Here is a 19,119-nt window from a genome sequence, read left to right on the forward strand (position 1 = left end):
TTGGCAGCCTATATATCCACTTCATGGCAGACGGAAGCGTACGTGCGGTCTCATCCAATATCAATCCAGCCTACGCGAATCCCGACTATCCAGGGCCTCATGATCGGATTCCGCAAAAGAAACCATGGGCGGTCTACGAACCACAACCCGGCCGATGCCCTCCCCAGGACAGTCCGACAGTGATGGAGCGGGCCAAATGAGTGGACACCCTAAAACGCATCCCGTCGGTCCGATCCCAGGCATTCATCCTGTTTTTCCTCCATGCACACCCGCCTCGGAAGCGTGCGAAGTCGATCTGCAGATCGGCATCTTCTTTGATGGCACAGGAAACAACCAAGACCGGGATGACACAGCGCGAGGCAAGCAAGGACAGCAATGTAGCCAGGCTGTTCAGCGCCTATTCAATCACTTAGTACATCAACGAGGATTTGAAACGATGCGCCCCCTGAAACTAGGCATCCCTCTGCTATTCGCTCTATTGACGGCTTGCGATAGCGGATCTGCCAAGGAAGATATGGTGCCTGTATCACTTACGGGCATTGACCATTTGGCTGATCACCTGAGTGTGCAGGATTTCTGGGTGAACAGCACGAGCGGATTCCAGGCGGGAACGGGCGGTACCGTAGTCTGCTGTGTCAGCCTGCCCAGAAAATGGCGGCCTGATCTGACTGTCGTGGTCGGATGGAGCATCACCAATTGGCGAGACTGCGGATGGGAAGAATATGAACGCAGAATTCCGGTGGACCGGTATGAAAAGGTTGGCAGTCTATATGTCCACTTCATGGCCGACGGCGTCGTGCGTGCTGTTTCTTCCAACATAACTCCCGCCTACTCGGATCCTGACTACCCTGGGCCGCATGACAAAATTCCGAGTAAAGATCCCTGGGATGTCTATGGCAATCGGCATCGGCAGTGTCCTCCGCAGGATGGGCCCATGATCATGGAGCGAGCAGAGTGAGCGAGATCTTTCAAACCCATCCCGTCGGCCCCACTCCTGACATCCTTCCGGTCCTTCCGCAGTGCTTCCTCGCTACGGAAAAGTGCGAAATAGATCTGCAGATCGGCATCTTCTTTGATGGCACAGGAAACAATCAGGATTGGGACGAGGCGGACGGCTGCAACCCCGGCCTCGGAAAGACGCAACGCGAGGCACGCAAGGATAGCAATGTAGCCAGGCTGTTCAGGGCGTATCCGGAACAGCCAGAATGGGGCATATCGCGGGTATACGTCCCAGGCGTCGGAACGCCATTTCCAGAAATCGGCGAAAACGCGTATGCGACCTTTGGCCCGTCGATGGGCCGGGGTGGAGATGCACGCATTAATTTCGCACTCCTCAAGCTTCTGGATTTTCTTCACAAGGCCGTGAGGCGAAAGATCTCTCCATTTGTAGACGAGGTAATTCTGGCCTTGTGCCGCAATGCCAAGCGAAGATTGATCGCGCGTACCGACACCTACTCCCCCGTCGCCGGAGGCACTCAGGATATTCAGGCCCTGGATGCGGTCGGGATGCGCACGGAAGGCGGACTGCTGTGTGATTTCTTCGGTGCGCGTCCACAGGCCGAAGCATTCTACCGGCGCCAAACCCAGGCGCTGGCCGAGAAGATCGCGAACACGTCCAAGCCCAAGCTGGTGGACATCACCATTGATGTCTTCGGCTTTTCCCGCGGAGCAACCCAGGCGCGCGTTTTCTGCAACTGGCTCAAGGCCATGATGGACGGAAATCGCCTGTGCGGCGTGCCTGCAAGGATCCGCTTTCTGGGAATCTTCGATACCGTGGCGTCGGTGGGGTTGCCCAGCAGCGCCGGAGGAGACGGTCATTTCTCATGGGCGACGCCCGACGCGCTGCGTGTCCCGCCAAGTATCCAGTGCGTTCACTACGTCGCCATGCACGAGAACCGCACGTCCTTTCCGCTCGATAGCCTGCGTGGTCCCGATGGCGCGCTGCCAGAGAACCACAAGCAGTTCGCCCTGCCCGGCACGCACTCGGATGTCGGCGGCGGCTACCTGCCTGGCAGCCAGGGCCGCAGCCCCAGCGGGCAACCCGACGACATGCTCTCGCAAATACCGTTGGAACTCATGTATCAGGCGGCGCGGACCGCGCAGGTGCCATTGGACAAGACGCTGACGCTTGACGGTCAGTACGACCCTTTTGCGCTTCATCCCAACTTGCGTCAGGCCCATGCGGCCTTCATGCAGGCCGAGCGCCCTCAAGCCACCACCGCGCGATGGCTGCTTAGCTACCTCGCCTGGCGCTACCAAATCCGCGACGTCTACGCGACCGAGCTTTCTTGGGTGACGCGAGCTCGCGCGAGCACCCCCAACGACTTCGACGACTTGACTGGCGCAAATCAAACGCTATTGGCGGACATTGCTGTGCTGGAAGGCGAATCCGATAAAGCGATGAAATTTTTGCGTGCAGCCACTCGTCTCAACCCCTCCGCGCTGGCGGGGCTCGAAGCGGCAAGCACCGTCCGGCGCGCTGCGCTGGCAAGCGAAGCCCAGGACGTGCTGACGCATATCAAGGCCCATCCGATTCTCGGCACACCTGAGAATCCCGAACACCTGACCCCTCAGGCTTACCTGTTTGCAAACTATATGCACGACTCGTATGCGGGCTTTCGGCCATTCGACCAACCCCTGTACTGGGCTGCGTGCATAGATCCGGTGCCCACCAGTTGGGAGAGCCAGGGGTATCTGCGTTTTCGCCGGGTATACCAGGGTACGGGCAAGCCCGTGACCCATGCGCCACCGACCGAGCAGCAGTTGCTAGAGGCTGAACAGCGCGAGCGCGAGGCTCAACTGCAAACGATTCAGAGCACCATCGACATGGGGAAGGTTTTTAGCGGCCCATGGTAAGTGGCCATCAGAAAAATTGCGTAGTACGAGGCGTCTCAGGAAATGTTGATGGCCAGCGTTGAGGCCCGAACACAAAAGCTGTTGACAGAAGTAGAACGCGCCGAGTTGACTGCAATGGCTCGGTCGCGGTCTATACCGGCGGGCTTGGCAACGTGACAGGACACTAGCCCAGGTTCGGCGCCAGCGTGCGCTTCAGGTCCTCGATACTGCGTCCGCTGCGGCGGGCGTAGTCTTCGAGCTGGTCTTCGCCGATGATGCCCACGTTGAAGTACTGCGACTGCGGGTGGCTGAAGTAGAAGCCCGACACGCTGGACGCGGGGTACATCGCGTAGCTGTCGGTCAGCATCATGCCGATGTCCTCGCCGTCCAGCACGCGGAACATGTCCGTCTTCACAACGTGTTCCGGGCAGGCCGGATAGCCCGGCGCCGGGCGGATGCCCACGTATTTCTCGGCGATCATGTCGTCGTTGGACAGGGCCTCGTCGGGCGCATAGCCCCACAGGTCCTGCCGCACGCGCGCATGCAGGCATTCGGCAAAGGCTTCCGCCAGGCGGTCGGCCAGCGACTTGAGCATGATGCTGGAATAGTCGTCCAGCGCCTTCTCGAATTCCGCTTCTTTTTTCTCGATGCCCAGGCCGGCCGTGACGGCGAACATGCCGATGTAGTCCAGCTTGCCGCTGGACTTGGGCGCGATGAAGTCGGACAGGGACTTGTTGCTGACGCCTTCGCGCTTGGCGCCCTGCTGGCGCAGGTTGCGGTACGTGAACAGCACTTCGCTGCGGGTCTCGTCCTTGTAGACCTCGATGTCTTCGTCGTTGACGCTGTTGGCCGGATAGAAGCCGACCACGCCGTTGGCGCTGAGCCAGCGGCCCTCGACGATGCGCTTCATCATGGCCTGGCCGTCGGCGTAGACCTTGCGCGCCTGCTCGCCCACCACCTTGTCTTCCAGGATGGCGGGGAACGGGCCGAATAGGCTCCAGGTCTGGAAGAACGGGCCCCAGTCCACGTATTTCGCGATTTCGGCCAGGTCGTAGCTCTTGAACGTGCGGCGGCCGATGAACTTCGGGCGCGGCGGCGTGTAGCTGTCCCAGTCGATCGCCGGACGCGACGCGCGCGCCTCGGCCAGCGGCAGGATGGGCGCCGCCTTGCGGTTGGCGTGGCGGCGGCGCACGTCCTCGTATTCCTGCGTTAGCTCGGCCAGGTAGGCTTCCGATTGATCCGACATCAGGCTGGTGGCCACGCCCACCGAACGGCTGGCGTCCGGCACATAGATGACCGGGCCCTCATAGTTGGGCGCGATCTTCACGGCGGTATGCACGCGGCTGGTGGTGGCGCCGCCGATCATCAGCGGCACCTTGCGGCTGCGGAAATACTCGTCGCGCTGCATTTCCGACGCCACATACGCCATCTCTTCCAGGCTGGGCGTGATCAGGCCGGACAGACCGACGATGTCGGCGTTTTCTTCCTTGGCTTTTTCCAGGATCTGCGCGCAGGGCACCATCACGCCCATGTTCACGACTTCGAAGTTGTTGCACTGCAGGACCACCGACACGATGTTCTTGCCGATGTCGTGCACGTCGCCCTTGACGGTAGCGATGACGATCTTGCCCTTGGCGCGCACGTCGCCGCCCGCGGCCGCGATCTGGCGCTTTTCTTCCTCGATGAAGGGAATCAGGTGCGCCACGGCCTGCTTCATCACGCGCGCGGACTTCACCACCTGCGGCAGGAACATCTTGCCTTCGCCGAACAGATCGCCCACGACGTTCATGCCGTCCATCAGCGGGCCTTCGATCACTTCGATCGGCCGGCCGCCGCGCGCGGCGATCTTCTGGCGCACTTCTTCCGTGTCTTCAACGATGAACGCGGTGATGCCGTGCACCAGCGCGTGCGACAGGCGCTGCTCGACCTCGGCATTGCGCCACGCCAGGTCTTCTTCCTTCTTGGCGCCGGTGCCCTTCACGGTGTCGGCAAACTGCACCAGCCGCTCGGTGGGCGTGCGCTCGTCATCGGCCTCGGTCTTGCCCACGGGATTGGCGCGGTCCAGCACCACGTCTTCGACCAGGTCGCGCAGCTTGGGATCCAGGTCGGCGTACACGCCCAGCTGGCCGGCGTTGACGATGCCCATCGTCATGCCTTCCTTGACCGCGTAGTACAGGAACACGGTGTGGATGGCTTCGCGCATCGGCTCGTTGCCGCGGAACGAGAAGCTGACGTTGGACACGCCGCCCGAGATGCGGGCGTACGGCAGGTTTTCGCGGATCCAGCGCGTGCCTTCGATGAAGTCCACGGCGTAGTGGTTGTGCTCGTCGATGCCGGTGGCGACCGCGAAGACGTTCGGGTCGAAAATGATGTCTTCCGGCGGGAAGCCCTCTTCCTCGACCAGGATCTTGTAGGCGCGGCCGCAGATTTCCTTGCGGCGCTCCAGCGTGTCGGCCTGGCCCTGTTCGTCGAACGCCATCACCACCACGGCCGCGCCGTAGCGGCGGCACAGGCGCGCGTGGTGGCGGAAGGGCTCCAGCCCTTCTTTCATGGAAATGGAGTTCACCACGGCCTTGCCCTGCACGCACTTCAGGCCGGTCTCGATGACGTCCCACTTGGAACTGTCGATCATGACCGGCACGCGGGCGATGTCGGGTTCGGAGGCGATCAGGTTCAGGAAACGGTGCATGCAGGCCACCGAATCCAGCATGGCCTCGTCCATGTTGATGTCGATGATCTGCGCGCCGTTCTCGACCTGCTGGCGGGCCACGGCCAGCGCCTCGTCGTATTTCTCTTCGCGGATCAGGCGGGCGAACATCTTGCTGCCCGTCACGTTGGTGCGTTCGCCCACGTTGACGTACAGCGTGTCTTCGTCGATGTTCAGGGCCTCCAGGCCCGACAGGCGCGTCTTGACCGGGATGTCGGGCACGACGCGCGGCGTCAGCGCCGTGACTTTTTCGGCGATCGCGCGGATGTGGTCCGGCGTGGTGCCGCAGCAGCCGCCCGACATGTTCACCAGCCCGGCGCGGGCGAATTCCTCAAGCAGGGCCGAGGTGTCGGCCGGCGTTTCGTCAAAGCCCGTCTCCGCCATCGGGTTGGGCAGGCCGGCGTTGGGATACACGCAGACGTAGGTGTCGCAGATCTTGGACAGTTCCGCCACGTAGGGGCGCATCAGCGCCGCGCCCAAGGCGCAGTTCAGGCCGATGGTGACCGGGCGCGCGTGGCGCACCGAGTTCCAGAAGGCCTCGACCGTCTGGCCGGACAGGATGCGGCCGGACGCGTCGGTCACGGTGCCCGAGATCATCACCGGCAGGCGGATGCCGCGCTGTTCGAAGACTTCCTCGGTGGCGAAGATGGCGGCCTTGGCGTTCAGCGTGTCGAAGATGGTTTCGATCAGGACGATGTCGATGCCGCCGTCCAGCAGGCCGTTGAGCTGTTCTATATAGGCGACGCGCAGTTCGTCGAAGGTGACGTTGCGCGCGCCCGGGTCGTTCACGTCCGGCGAAATGGACGCGGTCTTGGGCTGCGGCCCCAGCGCGCCGGCCACGAAGCGCGGCTTGTCCGGCGTGCTGTAGGCGTCACAGGCCTCGCGCGCCAGCTTGGCCGACACCAGGTTCAGTTCGTAGGCCAGTTCCGGCAGGTCGTAGTCGCCCTGCGCGATGGTGGTGGCGCCGAAGGTGTTGGTCTCGATGACGTCCGCGCCGGCTTCCAGGTACTGACGATGGATTTCCGAGATCACGTCGGGCCGCACCAGCGACAGGAGCTCGTTGTTGCCCTTCACATCCTTGCCGTGGTCTTTGAAGCGCTCGCCGCGGAAGTCGGCCTCGCCCAGCTTGTAGCGCTGGATCATGGTGCCCATGGCGCCGTCCAGGATCAGGATGCGCTTGCCCAGCAGGCGCGCGAATTCACCGCCCTGGGTATAGGCTTCGGGAGGGTACGGCAGACGGGGATAAGACACGATCAGGTCCAAATGGGGTTGGCCACGTCGGCGCGGATGTGGCTAAAAAGCGAAAAATGCCGAAAAAACAAGCCATGATCGTAACAAAATGGGCCTGTGCGCGCCCCTCGGTGATACAGTTTCGGCCCCGAACCGGTGCTTTCGGCGCATCAGGCCGGGCAAGAACGCAACACTTGCCCGCCGCGCGCGAAAGGTAAACGGGAAACAGGAAGACGCCCGCCAGGGCCGCCGCGCCGCCCACAAAGCCGCCAGGCGCCCCGGCGTCCAGCCTGTGCTGCCCCCGCAACGGTCCCCATGCGCGCATCGCGCCCATGGCAGCCCGATACCGGCCTGTTCGCTCGTCAGGATGTCCCTTGAATGCCGCCCGGCCGCACGGCCCGGCGCCAGGACATCCTCCCCATCGTGCATGGCCTGCGGGGTCGCGGGCCGCTTCGAGGTATGTAGATGAAAGCCCGCTCCATCCGGCGCTACGCCGGCGCCCTGCTCTGTTCCGCTCCGGCCATCGCCGCCGCCCAGCAAACCGCTCCCGCCGCCACCGAACTGGACAGCATCACCGTCACCGCCCAGCGCGTGCCCACCGACGGCCGCACGCTGCCGGTGTCGATCTCGGTCATCACCGCCGAAGACATCGCGGCCAGCAGCGCCCGCACCATGCAGGACCTGCTGTCGACGCAATCCGGCATCAACCTGATCAACACCACCAGCTCCAGCGACAACGCCATCGTCGACCTGCGCGGCTTCGGCATCACCGGCGCCAGCAACACGCTGATCCTGATCGACGGCGTGAAGCAGAACACCAACGACCTGTCGGCGCCCAGCCTGGGCGTGGTGCCGCTGGACCAGGTGGAACGCATCGAGATCGTGCGCGGCAGCGGTTCGGTGCAATACGGCGGCGGCACCACCGGCGGCGTCATCAACATCATCACGAAATCGGATTTCTCGAAGGAACCGGTGAGCGCCCGCGCCACCGCCACCTTCGGCAGCTACGGCCTGCGCCAGTACGACGCCGCCGTCTCCATGAACAACGAAAAGGTGGGCGTCGACGCCTACATGCAGTCGCTGCACAGCGACGGCTACCGCGACAACAGCGGCGAGCGCCGCGAGGGCGGCGGCGGCGGCATCACGTTCCGCCACAGCGACGGCTCGATCCGCCTGTACGGCCGCACGACCACGCAGAAGCTGGAACTGCCCGGCCCGCGCACGATCAACCCGACCACGGGCGTGAACGAATTCCAGGACGACCCGCGCGGCTCGAAGAACGACGTCGACTACGTCAAGACCACGACCACCACGTTCGGCCTGCAGCTGGAACAGGCCATCGGCGCCGGTTCGCTGTACGCCGACCTGTCCACCCGCGAAAAGAAGCTCAACGGCCTGACCTACGACGGTTTCGGCGACACGCTGCGCGACCAGAAGCTGGAAGAGAACATCGCCAGCGTGCGCTACCGCCTGCCCATCGACGGCGGCCACAGCCTCGTGTTCGGCGCCGACGCGCAGGAAGCCAAGACCACGGCCAACCAGAACGCCTACTACGACTTCGAGCCGTCCAAGTGGCAGTCCCGCCAGCACCAGTACGGACTGTTCGCCGAAGGCCAGATCCGCGCCACGGACAGCACCTACGTGACCATGGGCGTGCGCCGCCAGTACGCGTCGGACGACCTGGAGGTGATCACGGGCTCGGGCACGGAGTCCAACCGCAGCAACCACCTGACCGCCTGGCAGCTGGGCGTGCGCCAAGACCTGTCCGGCGGCTTCGGCGTATACGGCAAGGTCGGCCGCAGCTTCCGCCTGCCCAATGCCGACGAACTGCTGTCGGTCCAGTCGCCGCTCGCGCCGCAGACCTCTACCGACAAGGAACTGGGCGTCACCTGGCAATCGGCCACCAGCAGCGCCCGCCTGTCGTACTTCCGCTATGACCTGACCAACGAAATCCAGTACAACCCGCTGGCCGACGGCCTGTGGGGCCCGGGCACCGGCGCCAACACCAACCTGGATCCGACCCGCCGCCAGGGGATCGAGCTGGAAGGCCGCACCGCCATTTCCAGCAGCCTGACACTGGACGCCAACGTCACCTGGATGGAAGCGCAATTCCGCTCCGGCACCTACGCGGGCGTGGACCTGTCGGGCAAGACCGTGCCGCTGGCGCCCAAGTGGCTGGCCAACGCCGGCGTGACCTGGCGCCCCACCGACGCGTTCCTGTGGAATGTGTCGGCGCAGTACGTGGGCAAGTCGCGCATGGACAACGACCAGGCCAACCAGTTCGACAAGCAGCTGGACGCCTACGTCCTGTTCAACACGAAGCTGGCCTACAAGTTCACCCGCAACATCGAAGGCGCGGTGGGCGTGAACAACATTTTCGACCGCCAGTACGCCACCTACGGCATCCGCGGCGGCAATGCGTCGTTCGAAATGCTGGGCCCCGTCGCCAACTACAGCCTGTATCCCGCCCCCGGCCGCAACTTCTACGCGTCGCTCACGCTGCGCTACTGATTGCCGCCTTCCGATATAGTCGGCGTGCCCCGCCGACCCTATCGAGACCACGCATGACACCCGACCGCGCCCTGACGACCGCCGGACTGACGCTGATGCTGGCGTTGGGCCCGGCGCTCGCCCATGGGGCGCCGGCCGGCCCGGACGCCGCTATCCGAGTCCAGGACGACCGCGACCGCAGCGTCGTCCTGGCCGCGCCGGCGCGCCGCGCCGTCACGCTGGCGCCGCACGCGACCGAACTCGTCTACGCCGCCGGCGCAGGCGGCCACCTGGTCGGCACCGTGCGCGGCAGCGATTACCCGCCCGCGGCGCGCGCGTTGCCCGTCATCGGCGACGGCACGCAGCCGGACGCCGAGCGCGTGGCCGCCGCCCGCCCCGACCTGTTGATCGCCTGGCTGCCGTCCGCCGCCGAACCGCTGGCGCGCGTGATGGACAAGCTGGGCGTGCCCGTGTTTTACAGCGACCCGCTGACGCTGGCGGCCATTCCCGGCGCGGTGGAACGCATGGGCGTCCTGTTCGGCACCGAGCCTGTTGCGCGCGCGGCTGCGCGGGACATGCGCGCCCGGCTGCAGGCCCTGCAGGCGCGCTACGCCGGCCGCCGGCCGGTCCGCGTCTTCGTGCAGGCCGGCCTGGACCCCATCTACACCCTGAACGACAGCAGTATCGTCAGCGACGCGCTGCGCCTGTGCGGCGGCGTCAACGTCTTTGGACAGGCCGCCATCGTGGCGCCCCAGGTCACCCTGGAGGGCGTGCTGGCCGCCCGTCCCGAGGCGGTGCTGGCCGGCGTCGCGCGGCCGGAGGACACCCCGAAGAATCTGGCGGCCTGGCAGGCGATGGGGCTGCCGGCGGCCCGCCAGGGCCACGTCTACGGCGTCGACGCCGACGCGCTGTACCGCCCCGGGCCGCGGCTGATCGACGCGGCCGAGGCTATCTGCGCGGACCTGGACCGCGTGCGCTGAGGCGCCCGCATCGCGCGCCTTGCGCAAATAGTGGAACGCGCGGCCCCATGGCCGTCCACTGCCCCGCCGCGTCGTGCTTTATCATTCGTGCAACAACAGCCAGTCCCCCGCGGGCCTCGCATCGTGCGCGCCCGCCCTTTGAAGCAACGCCATGACCACACAAGACACTCTCACCATCGCCGGCCGCGCCTATTCGTCGCGCCTGCTCGTCGGCACCGGCAAGTACAAGGACTTCGAACAGACCCGCGCGGCGCTGGACGCCAGCGGCACGGAAATCGTCACCGTCGCGATCCGCCGCACCAATATTGGCCAGAACGCCGGCGAACCGAACCTGCTGGACTACGTCCCGACCTCCAAATTCACCCTGCTGCCCAACACGGCGGGCTGCTACACGGCCGACGACGCCGTGCGCACCCTGCGCCTGGCCCGCGAACTGCTGGATGGTCACGACCTGGTGAAGCTGGAAGTGCTGGGCGATCCCCACACCCTGTTCCCCAACATGCCCGAAACGCTCAAGGCCACCAAGACGCTGGTCGACGAGGGCTTCAAGGTCATGGTCTATTGCACCGACGACCCCATCCAGTGCCGCATGCTCGAAGACATGGGCGCCGTGGCCGTCATGCCCCTGGCCTCGCTGATCGGCTCGGGCATGGGCATCCTGAATCCCTGGAATCTGCGCCTCATCATCGACCAGGCCCGCGTGCCGGTCGTCGTGGACGCCGGCGTGGGCACCGCGTCGGACGCGGCCATCGCCATGGAACTGGGCTGCGACGCCGTGCTGATGAACACCGCCATCGCCGCCGCGCGCGACCCCATCCTCATGGCCAGCGCCATGAAGAAGGGCGTGGAAGGCGGCCGCGAGGCCTTCCTGGCCGGCCGCATGCCCAAGAAGCTCTACAGCGGCGCGCCCAGCTCGCCCACCGAAGGGCTGATCACCGGCGGTCCCGCCAAATGAGCTCCCGCCAGCCGGCCGACAACGGCCGCCCCATTCCCAACGCGCTGACCATCGCGGGCGTCGATCCGTCCGGCGGCGCCGGCATCCTGGCCGACGTCAAGGCGATGAGCGCGCTGGGCGCCTACGGCTGCGCGGTCATCGCCGCGCTAACCGCGCAGAACACCCAGGGCGTGACCGGCATTTCGCCGGTGCCGCCCGCCTTCGTCGGCCAGCAGATCGACACGCTGTTCACCGATGTGCGCATCGACGCCGTCAAGATCGGCATGCTCGGCCAGAGGCCGGTCATCGAGGTCGTGGCTGAAAAACTGGCCAAATGGACGCCGGCCCATGTGGTGCTGGATCCCGTCATGGTCGCGAAAAGCGGCGACCTGCTGCTGGAAAACGACGCCGTGGGCGCCATGCGCGAAGCCATGCTGCCCCAAACCACCCTGCTGACGCCCAACCTGCCCGAAGCCGGCGTGCTGCTGGAAGAACGCCCGGTCGAGACCGTCAAAGAAATGCGGCGCGTGGCCGAACGCCTGCGCAACAAGCTGGCGCACTCCGGCGAACGCTGGGTGCTGGTCAAGGGCGGCCACCTGCCCGGCAGCGAGACCATCGACCTGCTGCACGACGGCGACCGGATGATCGAGCTGCCCGGCCACCGCATCGACACGCCCAACACGCACGGCACCGGCTGCACGCTGTCGGCCGCGCTGGCGGCGTTGCTGCCGCAAATCGGGGACACACCGGAAGCCGCCAAGCGGGCCAAGGCCTACCTCACCGAGGCCATCCGCCACGCCGAGCGCCTGTCGGTCGGATCCGGCCACGGCCCGGTCCATCACTTCCACCGCTGGTGGTAAGGCCGCAGTAGCGGCCCCTTGCGGTTCCAGGCGGCGCCCCCCGGGGCGCCGCCTGCATTTCCGGGCCCCGCGCTTCAAGTCTGAAACATCTGCCTGCGGGGCATGGCGTCACAGGACGCTACGAATCGGTACAATGGCCTGTTGATTCCTCTGTTTTTTCTGACCGTCATGAACGCCTCGACCCTGCCCGACGTAGAACAAGCCCGCTTCAATATGGTGGAACAGCAGATCCGCCCGTGGGATGTCCTGGACGCCAACGTGCTGCAAGCGCTGTTCGATGTGCGCCGCGAACAATTCGTTCCGCCGGCCCTGCGCGCCCTGGCGTTTTCCGACCTGGAGCTGCCGCTCGAGATCAATGCGGTCAATACGCGCCAGAACATGCTGGCGCCCAAGGTGGAAGCGCGCCTTGCCCAGGAATTGCTCCTGACCAAATCCGACTGCGTGCTGGAAATCGGCACGGGTTCGGGCTACCAGGCTGCCCTGCTGGGCTACCTGGCGCAACAGGTCACCTCGGTGGAAATCGACAGCCGCCTCGTGACCTTCGCGCAGCAGAACCTGCAGATCAACAACGTCACCAACGTCAAGGTCGAAACCGGCGACGCCCGCAACGGTTGGGGCTCCACCGAATACGACGCCATCCTGGTCACGGGCTCCGTGCCGGTCGTGCCCGACGCGCTGAAGTACCAGCTGCGCGTGGGCGGCCGCCTGGTCGTGATCGTGGGCCAGGCGCCGGTCATGACGGCCTGTCGCATCACCCGCACCACTGCCGCCAGCTTCGAAACCGTGAACCTGTTCGAAACGGTCATCAAGCCGTTGCGCGGCGTCACGGTCTCCCAGTTCAAGTTCTAAACCCGCAACCCTGCCGCCCTCGTCCGGTCCCCCATGGGGCCGGCGCACCCTCCGGCGGCCCGGCGTATTGTTGAAGATCATGCGCGTCCGATTGCTTACGGCTTTACTGGTTTTCACCTGCGCCGCAAGCGTCGGCCCCGTTGCCGCCTCCGCGCAGAATCTCGTGCAGGTCTGGCAGGCCGCGCTGAGCAAAGATCCCACCTATGCCGCCGCGCGCGCCAACTACCGCGCCGGCCTGGAAAAAGAACCCCAGGCCCGCGCGCTGCTGCTGCCGCTGATCACCGCCGAAGCCGGCGGCGCCTACCAGGAAACCCGCAGCACCCGTGGCCTGTCCTACGCTTACAGCGGCGGGCGCGGCGTGTGGGACCTGGCGCTGACCCAGCCGCTGTTCGACTGGGGCCGCTGGCAGAATTTCGAACAATCCAAGCTCATCGTCGCCGACGTCGAAGTGCAACTCCAGCAGGCCCACCAGGACCTGCTGCTGCGCGTCGCGGACGCCTATTTCAACGTCCTCTACGCCCAGGACACGCTGACCGCCACCGAAGCCGAAAAGGCTGCAGTCGCAGGGCAGCTCGAATCGGCCAAGCGCAACTTTGAACTTGGCAACTCCACCATCACCGACACCTACGAGGCGCAGTCGCGCTATGACCTCGTCGTCGCCCAGGAACTGCGGCTGCAGAACGACCTGGAAGTGCGCCGCGACGAGCTCGCCAAGATCATCGGTGCGCAGCCCGGCGCCCTGGCCGAACTGCCCTATGGCGTGCAGTTGCCCGCGCCGCAGCCCGCCCGCATCGCCGACTGGAGCAACCAGGCCGAATCTTCCAGCCTGGAAGTGCTGCGCGCGCAACTCTTGACCCGCATCGCCGGCCGCGAGATCCAGATCGCCAAGAGCGGCCATTACCCCACCCTGAACCTGCGGGCCACCAGCGGCAGCGCCAGCGACGCCGTCATGCGCAACGCGGCCCCGGGCAAGCCGATCGACAACACCATCGGCGTGGTACTGTCCATTCCGCTGTACGCGGGCGGAGGGGTGTCTTCGCAGGTCACCGAAAAGGTCGAGCTGGAACAGAAAGCGCGCTACGACTTCGAAACGGCGCGCCGCCAGGCCGTCCAGGCCACGCGCCAGTACTACACCGGCGTCACCAGCGGCCTGGCGCGCATCCAGGCGCTGGAAGCGGGCGAAAAGTCCAGCCGCGCGGCGGTCGAGGCCAACCGCACGGGCTATGAGGTCGGCGTGCGCATCAACCTGGACGTGCTCAACGCCCAGCAGCAGCTCTACGCCACCCAGCGCGACCTGGCGCTGGCGCGCTACAGCACGGTGCTGGCCGGCCTGCGCCTGAAGGCCACCAGCGGCATCCTGGCCGAAACCGACCTGGAAGCGATCAACCGGCTGCTGCGCGACCCGCGCTGAACGCGGTCGCGCCCGGCATCGGGCGCCCAAAGAAAAGAAAAGGCGGCCTCGCGGGCCGCCTTTTTTGCGTCTTGGCGCAGCGCGCTCAGGCGCCCTGGATCTTCTTCACCAGCGCCGTGGTGGAGCGCTGAAATTCGAAGGGAATGGCCACCGCGCGGCCGCCCCAGGTCTTGACCAGCGCGGTCTCGGGCAGCTTTTCCATGTCGTAGTCGCCCCCCTTGACGATCAGGTCAGGCTTGATCTGGCCGATCAGGGCCTCGGGCGTGTCCTCGTGGAAGGACGTGACCACGGTCACGAATCCCAGCGCGGCCAGCAGCGCTGCGCGGTCTTCCATGCGGTTCAGCGGGCGCTCGGCGCCCTTGCCCAGCCGGCGCACCGATTCGTCGGTGTTCACCGCCACCACCAGCGTGGCGCCCAATTGGGCGGCCTGGTCCAGGTAGGTGGCGTGCCCGCGGTGCAGGATGTCGAACACGCCGTTGGTGAACACCAGCGGCCGCGGGAAGCGGCCGGCGGCGACGGCGGCGACGCACTCGTCGCGGGACAGGACCTTGGATTCGAAGCGGGCGGCGGACATGCGGCGATTATAGGGGGGATCAGGCGCCGCCCAGGATGATCTCTTTTTCCTTGGGGACGATCAGCGCGGTCATTTCCTTGCGGTAGCGGTTCAGGTCCTTCACGGTCTCGAAGCTGCGGTCCATGAGCTTGGAGAGGATGTGCAGGATGCGCGTGGCGACCTTTTGCTCCCAGACGCCGTCAAAGCGGATCTGCGTGTCCAGCCAGTGCTCCAGCCAGCCCGGCTCGGGCAGGCGCGACTGCACGGTGTCGTTCGGGAACAGGTCCTTGTTCACGTGCAGGTTGGTCGGGTGCAGCGCCTGGTGGGTGCGGCCGGCCGATGCCATCAGCACGCCGATCTTCGAGAACGCCAGGCGGGCCTGCGCGCTGGTGTCCTGGCCACGGTCGTGCAACGCGCGACGCATGTACTGCAGGTAGGCGCCCGCATGGCGCGCCTCGTCCTGCGCGACCGTCTTGTAGATGGCCTTGATGACGGGCTCCGTGTGCCATTCGGCCGCGCGGCGATACCAGTGGTTCAGTCGCACTTCGCCGCAGAAGTGCAGCATCAGTGTTTCGAGTTCCGGCGCCGCGTCGAATTCGAAGCGCACGTTGTGCAGCTCTTCTTCGGTGGGGACCAGGTCCGGGCAGAAGCGGCGCAGATATTCAATCAGCACCAGCGAATGCTTCTGCTCTTCAAAGAACCACACCGACATGAACGCGCAGAAATCGCTGTCGCCGCGGTTGTCGCGCAGGAACATCTCGGTGGCCGGCAGCGCCGCCCACTCGGTGATGGCGTTCATCTTGATCGTGTGGGCCTGCTCGTCCGAGAGCTTGCTGCGGTCGAAATCGCCCCAGGGAATGTCGTGCGCCATGTTCCAGCGCACGGCTTCCATGGTCTTGAAGAGTTCAGGATAAAGCATGTTCTGCCCTTGTATTCGTCCCGCTAGTGGGGCTATGAGAATTGATGAATGGCGCGCGCGTCTTGCAGGCGTGGGCGCTGCATTCATCCACCGCAGCGCTATTTTTCGCCGTCTCCCGCGAAGCTATGATGACCGTTTCATGAATGAAACATGACAATGAAGGTCTAGATCATGGCGCCGCCTACCGTGTCAGGGCCCAGATCGCGACCCCGATCGCCAGCGCCAGCACCCCAACCAGCGCTGCAACCAGCCGGTTGTTCTGCTCCTGGGCGCGGCGCAGCTGAACCATCTCGGCCAGCAGCGCAGGCGAGACATTCGGACGGCTCAGGTGATCATGAACCAGCCTGGGCAAGGCCGGCAGCATTTGCGACCACTGCGCGGCTTCTTTTTCCAGGCTTTGCCGCAGGCCCTTGAATCCGACACGCTGACGCATCCAGCGTTCCAGATAGGGCTTGGCGGTCTTCCAGAGATCCAGGTTGGGATCGAGCTGGCGGCCCAATCCCTCGACGTTCAGCAAGGTCTTTTGCAGCAGCACGAGCTGCGGCTGGATCTCCACGTTGAAACGGCGCGAGGTCTGGAACAGCCTGAGCAGCACCTGCCCCAGCGAGATTTCCGACAGCGGCCGGTCAAAGTACGGTTCGCAGACGGCGCGCACCGCGCCCTCCAGTTCTTCCTCGCGCGTGTCGGGCGGCACCCAGCCCGATTCGATGTGCAACTGCGCCACGCGGCGGTAGTCGCGGTGGAAGAAGGCCAGGAAATTCTGCGCCAGGTAATTTTTGTCGAATTCGGACAGCGAACCCACGATGCCGAAGTCCAGCGCGATATAGCTGCCCAGCGTATCGGGGCGGTCCGACACGTAGATGTTGCCCGGATGCATGTCGGCGTGGAAGAAGCCGTCGGTGAACACCTGAGTGAAGAAGATCTCCACGCCCGTGCGCGCCAGCGTCGGGATGTCGATGCCGGCCGCCCGCATGCGGTCCACCTGGCCCACCGGCATGCCGTACATGCGCTGCATGGTGAACACGGTGGACGCCGTGTATTCCCAGATGACCTCGGGCACGATCAGCATGTCGCCACGGCCGGATTCGGGGCCAAAGTTGCGGCGCAGCTGGCTGCAGTTGGAGGCCTCGCGCACCAGGTCCAGCTCGTCGTGCAGGTACTTGTCGAACTCGGCCACGACCTCTCGCGGCTTCAGGCGGCGGCCGTCCGCGCCCAGGCGTTCGATGATGCGCGCCACGATCTTGAGCAGGGACAGATCCTTTTCAATGATGCTGAGCATGCCCGGGCGCAGCACCTTCACGGCGACCTCGCGCCCGTCGTGCAGCACGGCGAAATGGACCTGCGCAATCGAGGCCGAGGCCACGGGGTCGATCTCGAATTGCGCGAACAGCTTTTCGGGCGGCGCGCCCAGGGCCGCCTCGATGCAGGCGGCGGCCTGCGCCGACGGGAACGGCGGCACGCGGTCCTGCAGCAGGGCGAGCTCATCCGCGATATCAGCGGGGATCAGGTCGCGGCGCGTGGACAGCACCTGCCCGAACTTGACGAAAATGGGGCCCAACGATTCGAGCGCCAGGCGCAGCCGCTCGCCGCGCGGCCGGCGCGGGCGCGTGCCCAGCCGGATGACGCGCAGCAGGCAGGTGGCCAGCGGATGATTCAGGCTGGAGAGCACCAGCTCATCCAGGCCATAGCGCAGCGAGACGATGATGATGCGAAAGAGGCGCAGCAAGGGAAACATGGATCAGACGCCCCGCTTCGCGCCGGCCGCGGCCAGACGGGTTTGAAGGGCCGTGGCGGACCGGGCCAGCGCATCCGCGCGGGCGTTCAGTTCGGCCAGGTCCAGGCGCCACTGCTCCAGCGCGGGACGGCCCGCCAGGACGCCGCTTTCCTCGGCAAGGTACTCAGAAACGTTCTCGGCCAGCCGCAGGCCGGCCGTGCGCGCCCCGCCGGCCACGGCGCGGGCGCCGCCCACGATGCGCAGCGCGGCGATGTCGCCCACCACGCGGGCCAAGGCGTCCTCGGGGTCCCAACGCAATTGCTTGGACAGGTCGGCCACCACCTGGGCCAGCGCCGCGTCGCCGGAAATGTGCGTGGCCTGCGCGAAATCCGGGGCTTCGCCGCCGGCGCCCAGGCGCGGCAGCGGCAGCTTTTCCGGCGCAACGGTCAGGGTGACGTCGGGCACCACGGCAGGATCGGCCTGGTCAGCCAGGCCCTCGCTGTCGATCGACAGCCCCAGTGTGAACCCGCCCATCGCAAAGCGCACCGTCTTGCCGGCGTGCCGCGCCAGGCGTTCGCGCGCCCAGTCTTCGCGCCGCAGGAGGGCGTTGAGGGCGCTTACAGCCAATCGCTTGGGCGTGGGCAGGAACGGAAGAGGCAGCATGACGGTTGCAACGGCCCGGCGGACGGGGTTGGCGGAGTTGATGGGTAAATCGGGAGTGTAACGGGTTAGATGGCTGCGCGTTTTGCGGCGGCACATGGAAAAACCGGCCCTCAAGGGGCCGGTTCGGGCGGACGCCTTGCGGCGCCCGCGGCACAGATCGGTCGAGCCGGGCTCGCCAGGCTTAGCTGGCGTGCTCCACCGGAATCTGCTGGATGCCGGCCAGCAACCAGCCGCCATTGGCGGGCTTGAACAGGTTCCAGACCTCTTCGAAGCGGAAGGCCTCGGCGCCGGGGGCCTCGCGCAGCATGCCCGAGAAGCGCACGCTGGCCAGGTGGCCGTCGGACACCGTTTCGATGCCCAGCATTTCGGCGTTCAGCAGGACCACTTCGGTCTTGTTGGGCGCAGCGCCGCGCTCGGCCAGCTGGGGCTTGAGCTCGGTGATCAGGTCATCGGTCAGGAATTCGCGCAGGCCATCGGTGCTGCCGCTGTCCCAGACGGCCTGGATGCGCACGAACTGATCCTTGGCTTGCTTCAGGAAGTTAGCCGTATCGAAGTCGCCAGGCACGAACCAGTTGGTGTCGTCGCCGACCTTGGGCAGGACAGCCGGAGGCGCGACCGGAGCGGCGGCGGCCGGTGCAGCGGGAGCCGCGGCGCCCGGCTGCAGCGATTCACGCCACATCGGTTGCTGTTGCTGCTGGCCCGGGGCGTTGTTGGCCCCGCCGAACGCGCCCTGCGTCGCGGTGCGCGGACCGGCGCCGCGCAGGCGGCGGACGATGAACATGATCGCGAAAACGACTGCGGCGATCAGCAGCGCGGACGACAGGAACTCCAGGAAAGCGCCCGACAGGCCCATGCTGGAGAGCAGTGCGGCGATGCCCAGGCCTGCGGCGATGCCGGCGATGGGACCCAGCCAGCGCGAGGCGCCGCTCTTGGCGGCGGCGCCTGCGGCGCCGGCCGTGGCCGCGCCGGCGGCT

Annotated in this window: 14 protein-coding genes; 8 read left to right on the forward strand and 6 right to left on the reverse strand. The window is 65.8% G+C overall.

Annotated features, from left to right (window positions below; genetic code table 11):
- The first annotated feature begins 196 nt into the window (after window positions 1-196).
- Both KYC_RS29865 and KYC_RS05705 read left to right on the forward strand, forming a co-directional pair.
- Entirely contained in the window at window positions 197-958 is a 762-nt protein-coding gene (locus tag KYC_RS29865; RefSeq protein ID WP_238531890.1) for a DUF3304 domain-containing protein, read from the forward strand.
- A complete protein-coding gene (locus KYC_RS05705) occupies window positions 955-2,856 on the forward strand; it encodes a T6SS phospholipase effector Tle1-like catalytic domain-containing protein (protein ID WP_008159815.1) in 1,902 nt (633 codons plus the stop codon). The genes KYC_RS29865 and KYC_RS05705 overlap by 4 nt, the downstream gene beginning before the upstream one ends.
- 163 nt (window positions 2,857-3,019) lie before the next feature.
- Here KYC_RS05705 and metH read toward each other — a convergent pair whose 3' ends face one another.
- Entirely contained in the window at window positions 3,020-6,793 is a 3,774-nt protein-coding gene (metH, locus tag KYC_RS05710; protein ID WP_043517666.1) for a methionine synthase, read from the reverse strand.
- 444 nt (window positions 6,794-7,237) lie between these two features.
- On the opposite strand from metH, the gene KYC_RS05715 reads away from it, so the two are divergent.
- The 6 genes from KYC_RS05715 (at window position 7,238) to KYC_RS05740 (ending at window position 14,296) form a co-directional block, all read left to right on the forward strand.
- Entirely contained in the window at window positions 7,238-9,283 is a 2,046-nt protein-coding gene (locus tag KYC_RS05715) for a TonB-dependent receptor (protein WP_008159819.1), read from the forward strand.
- Window positions 9,284-9,336: 53 nt separating this feature from the next.
- Complete coding sequence (locus KYC_RS05720) at window positions 9,337-10,242, forward strand: cobalamin-binding protein (RefSeq protein ID WP_008159820.1); 906 nt, start codon at window positions 9,337-9,339, stop codon at window positions 10,240-10,242.
- 151 nt (window positions 10,243-10,393) lie between these two features.
- Complete coding sequence (locus KYC_RS05725; RefSeq protein ID WP_008159822.1) at window positions 10,394-11,197, forward strand: thiazole synthase; 804 nt, start codon at window positions 10,394-10,396, stop codon at window positions 11,195-11,197.
- Complete coding sequence (gene thiD / locus KYC_RS05730) at window positions 11,194-12,036, forward strand: bifunctional hydroxymethylpyrimidine kinase/phosphomethylpyrimidine kinase (protein WP_008159824.1); 843 nt, start codon at window positions 11,194-11,196, stop codon at window positions 12,034-12,036. The genes KYC_RS05725 and thiD overlap by 4 nt, the downstream gene beginning before the upstream one ends.
- A 168-nt stretch (window positions 12,037-12,204) precedes the next feature.
- A complete protein-coding gene (locus tag KYC_RS05735; RefSeq protein ID WP_008159826.1) occupies window positions 12,205-12,885 on the forward strand; it encodes a protein-L-isoaspartate O-methyltransferase family protein in 681 nt (226 codons plus the stop codon).
- Between the two features lie 79 nt (window positions 12,886-12,964).
- Window positions 12,965-14,296, forward strand: a complete 1,332-nt coding sequence (locus KYC_RS05740) for a TolC family outer membrane protein (protein WP_043517670.1) — start codon at window positions 12,965-12,967, stop codon at window positions 14,294-14,296.
- Between the two features lie 85 nt (window positions 14,297-14,381).
- On the opposite strand, the gene KYC_RS05745 is transcribed toward KYC_RS05740, so the two are convergent.
- From KYC_RS05745 to KYC_RS29870, 5 genes are all read right to left on the reverse strand, one after another.
- The gene (locus tag KYC_RS05745) at window positions 14,382-14,870 is read right to left on the reverse strand and encodes an adenylyltransferase/cytidyltransferase family protein (protein WP_008159830.1); all 489 of its coding nucleotides are present in this window, start codon (window positions 14,868-14,870) and stop codon (window positions 14,382-14,384) included.
- A 19-nt stretch (window positions 14,871-14,889) separates the two neighbouring features.
- Window positions 14,890-15,768, reverse strand: coding sequence for a hypothetical protein (locus KYC_RS05750; RefSeq protein ID WP_008159832.1), 879 nt, complete (start codon window positions 15,766-15,768; stop codon window positions 14,890-14,892).
- 181 nt (window positions 15,769-15,949) lie between these two features.
- Entirely contained in the window at window positions 15,950-17,503 is a 1,554-nt protein-coding gene (gene ubiB, locus KYC_RS05755) for a ubiquinone biosynthesis regulatory protein kinase UbiB (protein WP_008159834.1), read from the reverse strand.
- Between the two features lie 3 nt (window positions 17,504-17,506).
- Entirely contained in the window at window positions 17,507-18,145 is a 639-nt protein-coding gene (locus tag KYC_RS05760; RefSeq protein WP_008159836.1) for a ubiquinone biosynthesis accessory factor UbiJ, read from the reverse strand.
- A 181-nt stretch (window positions 18,146-18,326) separates the two neighbouring features.
- The coding region (locus KYC_RS29870; protein WP_008159838.1) for a Tim44 domain-containing protein at window positions 18,327-19,119 on the reverse strand (793 nt) is incomplete at its 5' end.

The sequence above is a fragment of the Achromobacter arsenitoxydans SY8 genome (genome assembly GCF_000236785.1).
Taxonomy (GTDB): domain Bacteria; phylum Pseudomonadota; class Gammaproteobacteria; order Burkholderiales; family Burkholderiaceae_B; genus Achromobacter; species Achromobacter arsenitoxydans.

What these genes read in the sequence shown, in the direction of transcription:
- KYC_RS29865 (WP_238531890.1), top strand. Translation starts at nt 197, where the DNA reads ATGAGTGGACACCCTAAAACGCATCCCGTCGGTCCGATCCCAGGCATT.
- KYC_RS05715 (WP_008159819.1), top strand. Translation starts at nt 7,238, where the DNA reads ATGAAAGCCCGCTCCATCCGGCGCTACGCCGGCGCCCTGCTCTGTTCC.
- KYC_RS05720 (WP_008159820.1), top strand. Translation starts at nt 9,337, where the DNA reads ATGACACCCGACCGCGCCCTGACGACCGCCGGACTGACGCTGATGCTG.
- KYC_RS05725 (WP_008159822.1), top strand. Translation starts at nt 10,394, where the DNA reads ATGACCACACAAGACACTCTCACCATCGCCGGCCGCGCCTATTCGTCG.
- thiD (WP_008159824.1), top strand. Translation starts at nt 11,194, where the DNA reads ATGAGCTCCCGCCAGCCGGCCGACAACGGCCGCCCCATTCCCAACGCG.
- KYC_RS05735 (WP_008159826.1), top strand. Translation starts at nt 12,205, where the DNA reads ATGAACGCCTCGACCCTGCCCGACGTAGAACAAGCCCGCTTCAATATG.
- KYC_RS05740 (WP_043517670.1), top strand. Translation starts at nt 12,965, where the DNA reads ATGCGCGTCCGATTGCTTACGGCTTTACTGGTTTTCACCTGCGCCGCA.
- KYC_RS05745 (WP_008159830.1), bottom strand. Translation starts at nt 14,870, where the DNA reads ATGTCCGCCGCCCGCTTCGAATCCAAGGTCCTGTCCCGCGACGAGTGC.
- KYC_RS05750 (WP_008159832.1), bottom strand. Translation starts at nt 15,768, where the DNA reads ATGCTTTATCCTGAACTCTTCAAGACCATGGAAGCCGTGCGCTGGAAC.
- ubiB (WP_008159834.1), bottom strand. Translation starts at nt 17,503, where the DNA reads ATGTTTCCCTTGCTGCGCCTCTTTCGCATCATCATCGTCTCGCTGCGC.
- KYC_RS05760 (WP_008159836.1), bottom strand. Translation starts at nt 18,145, where the DNA reads ATGCTGCCTCTTCCGTTCCTGCCCACGCCCAAGCGATTGGCTGTAAGC.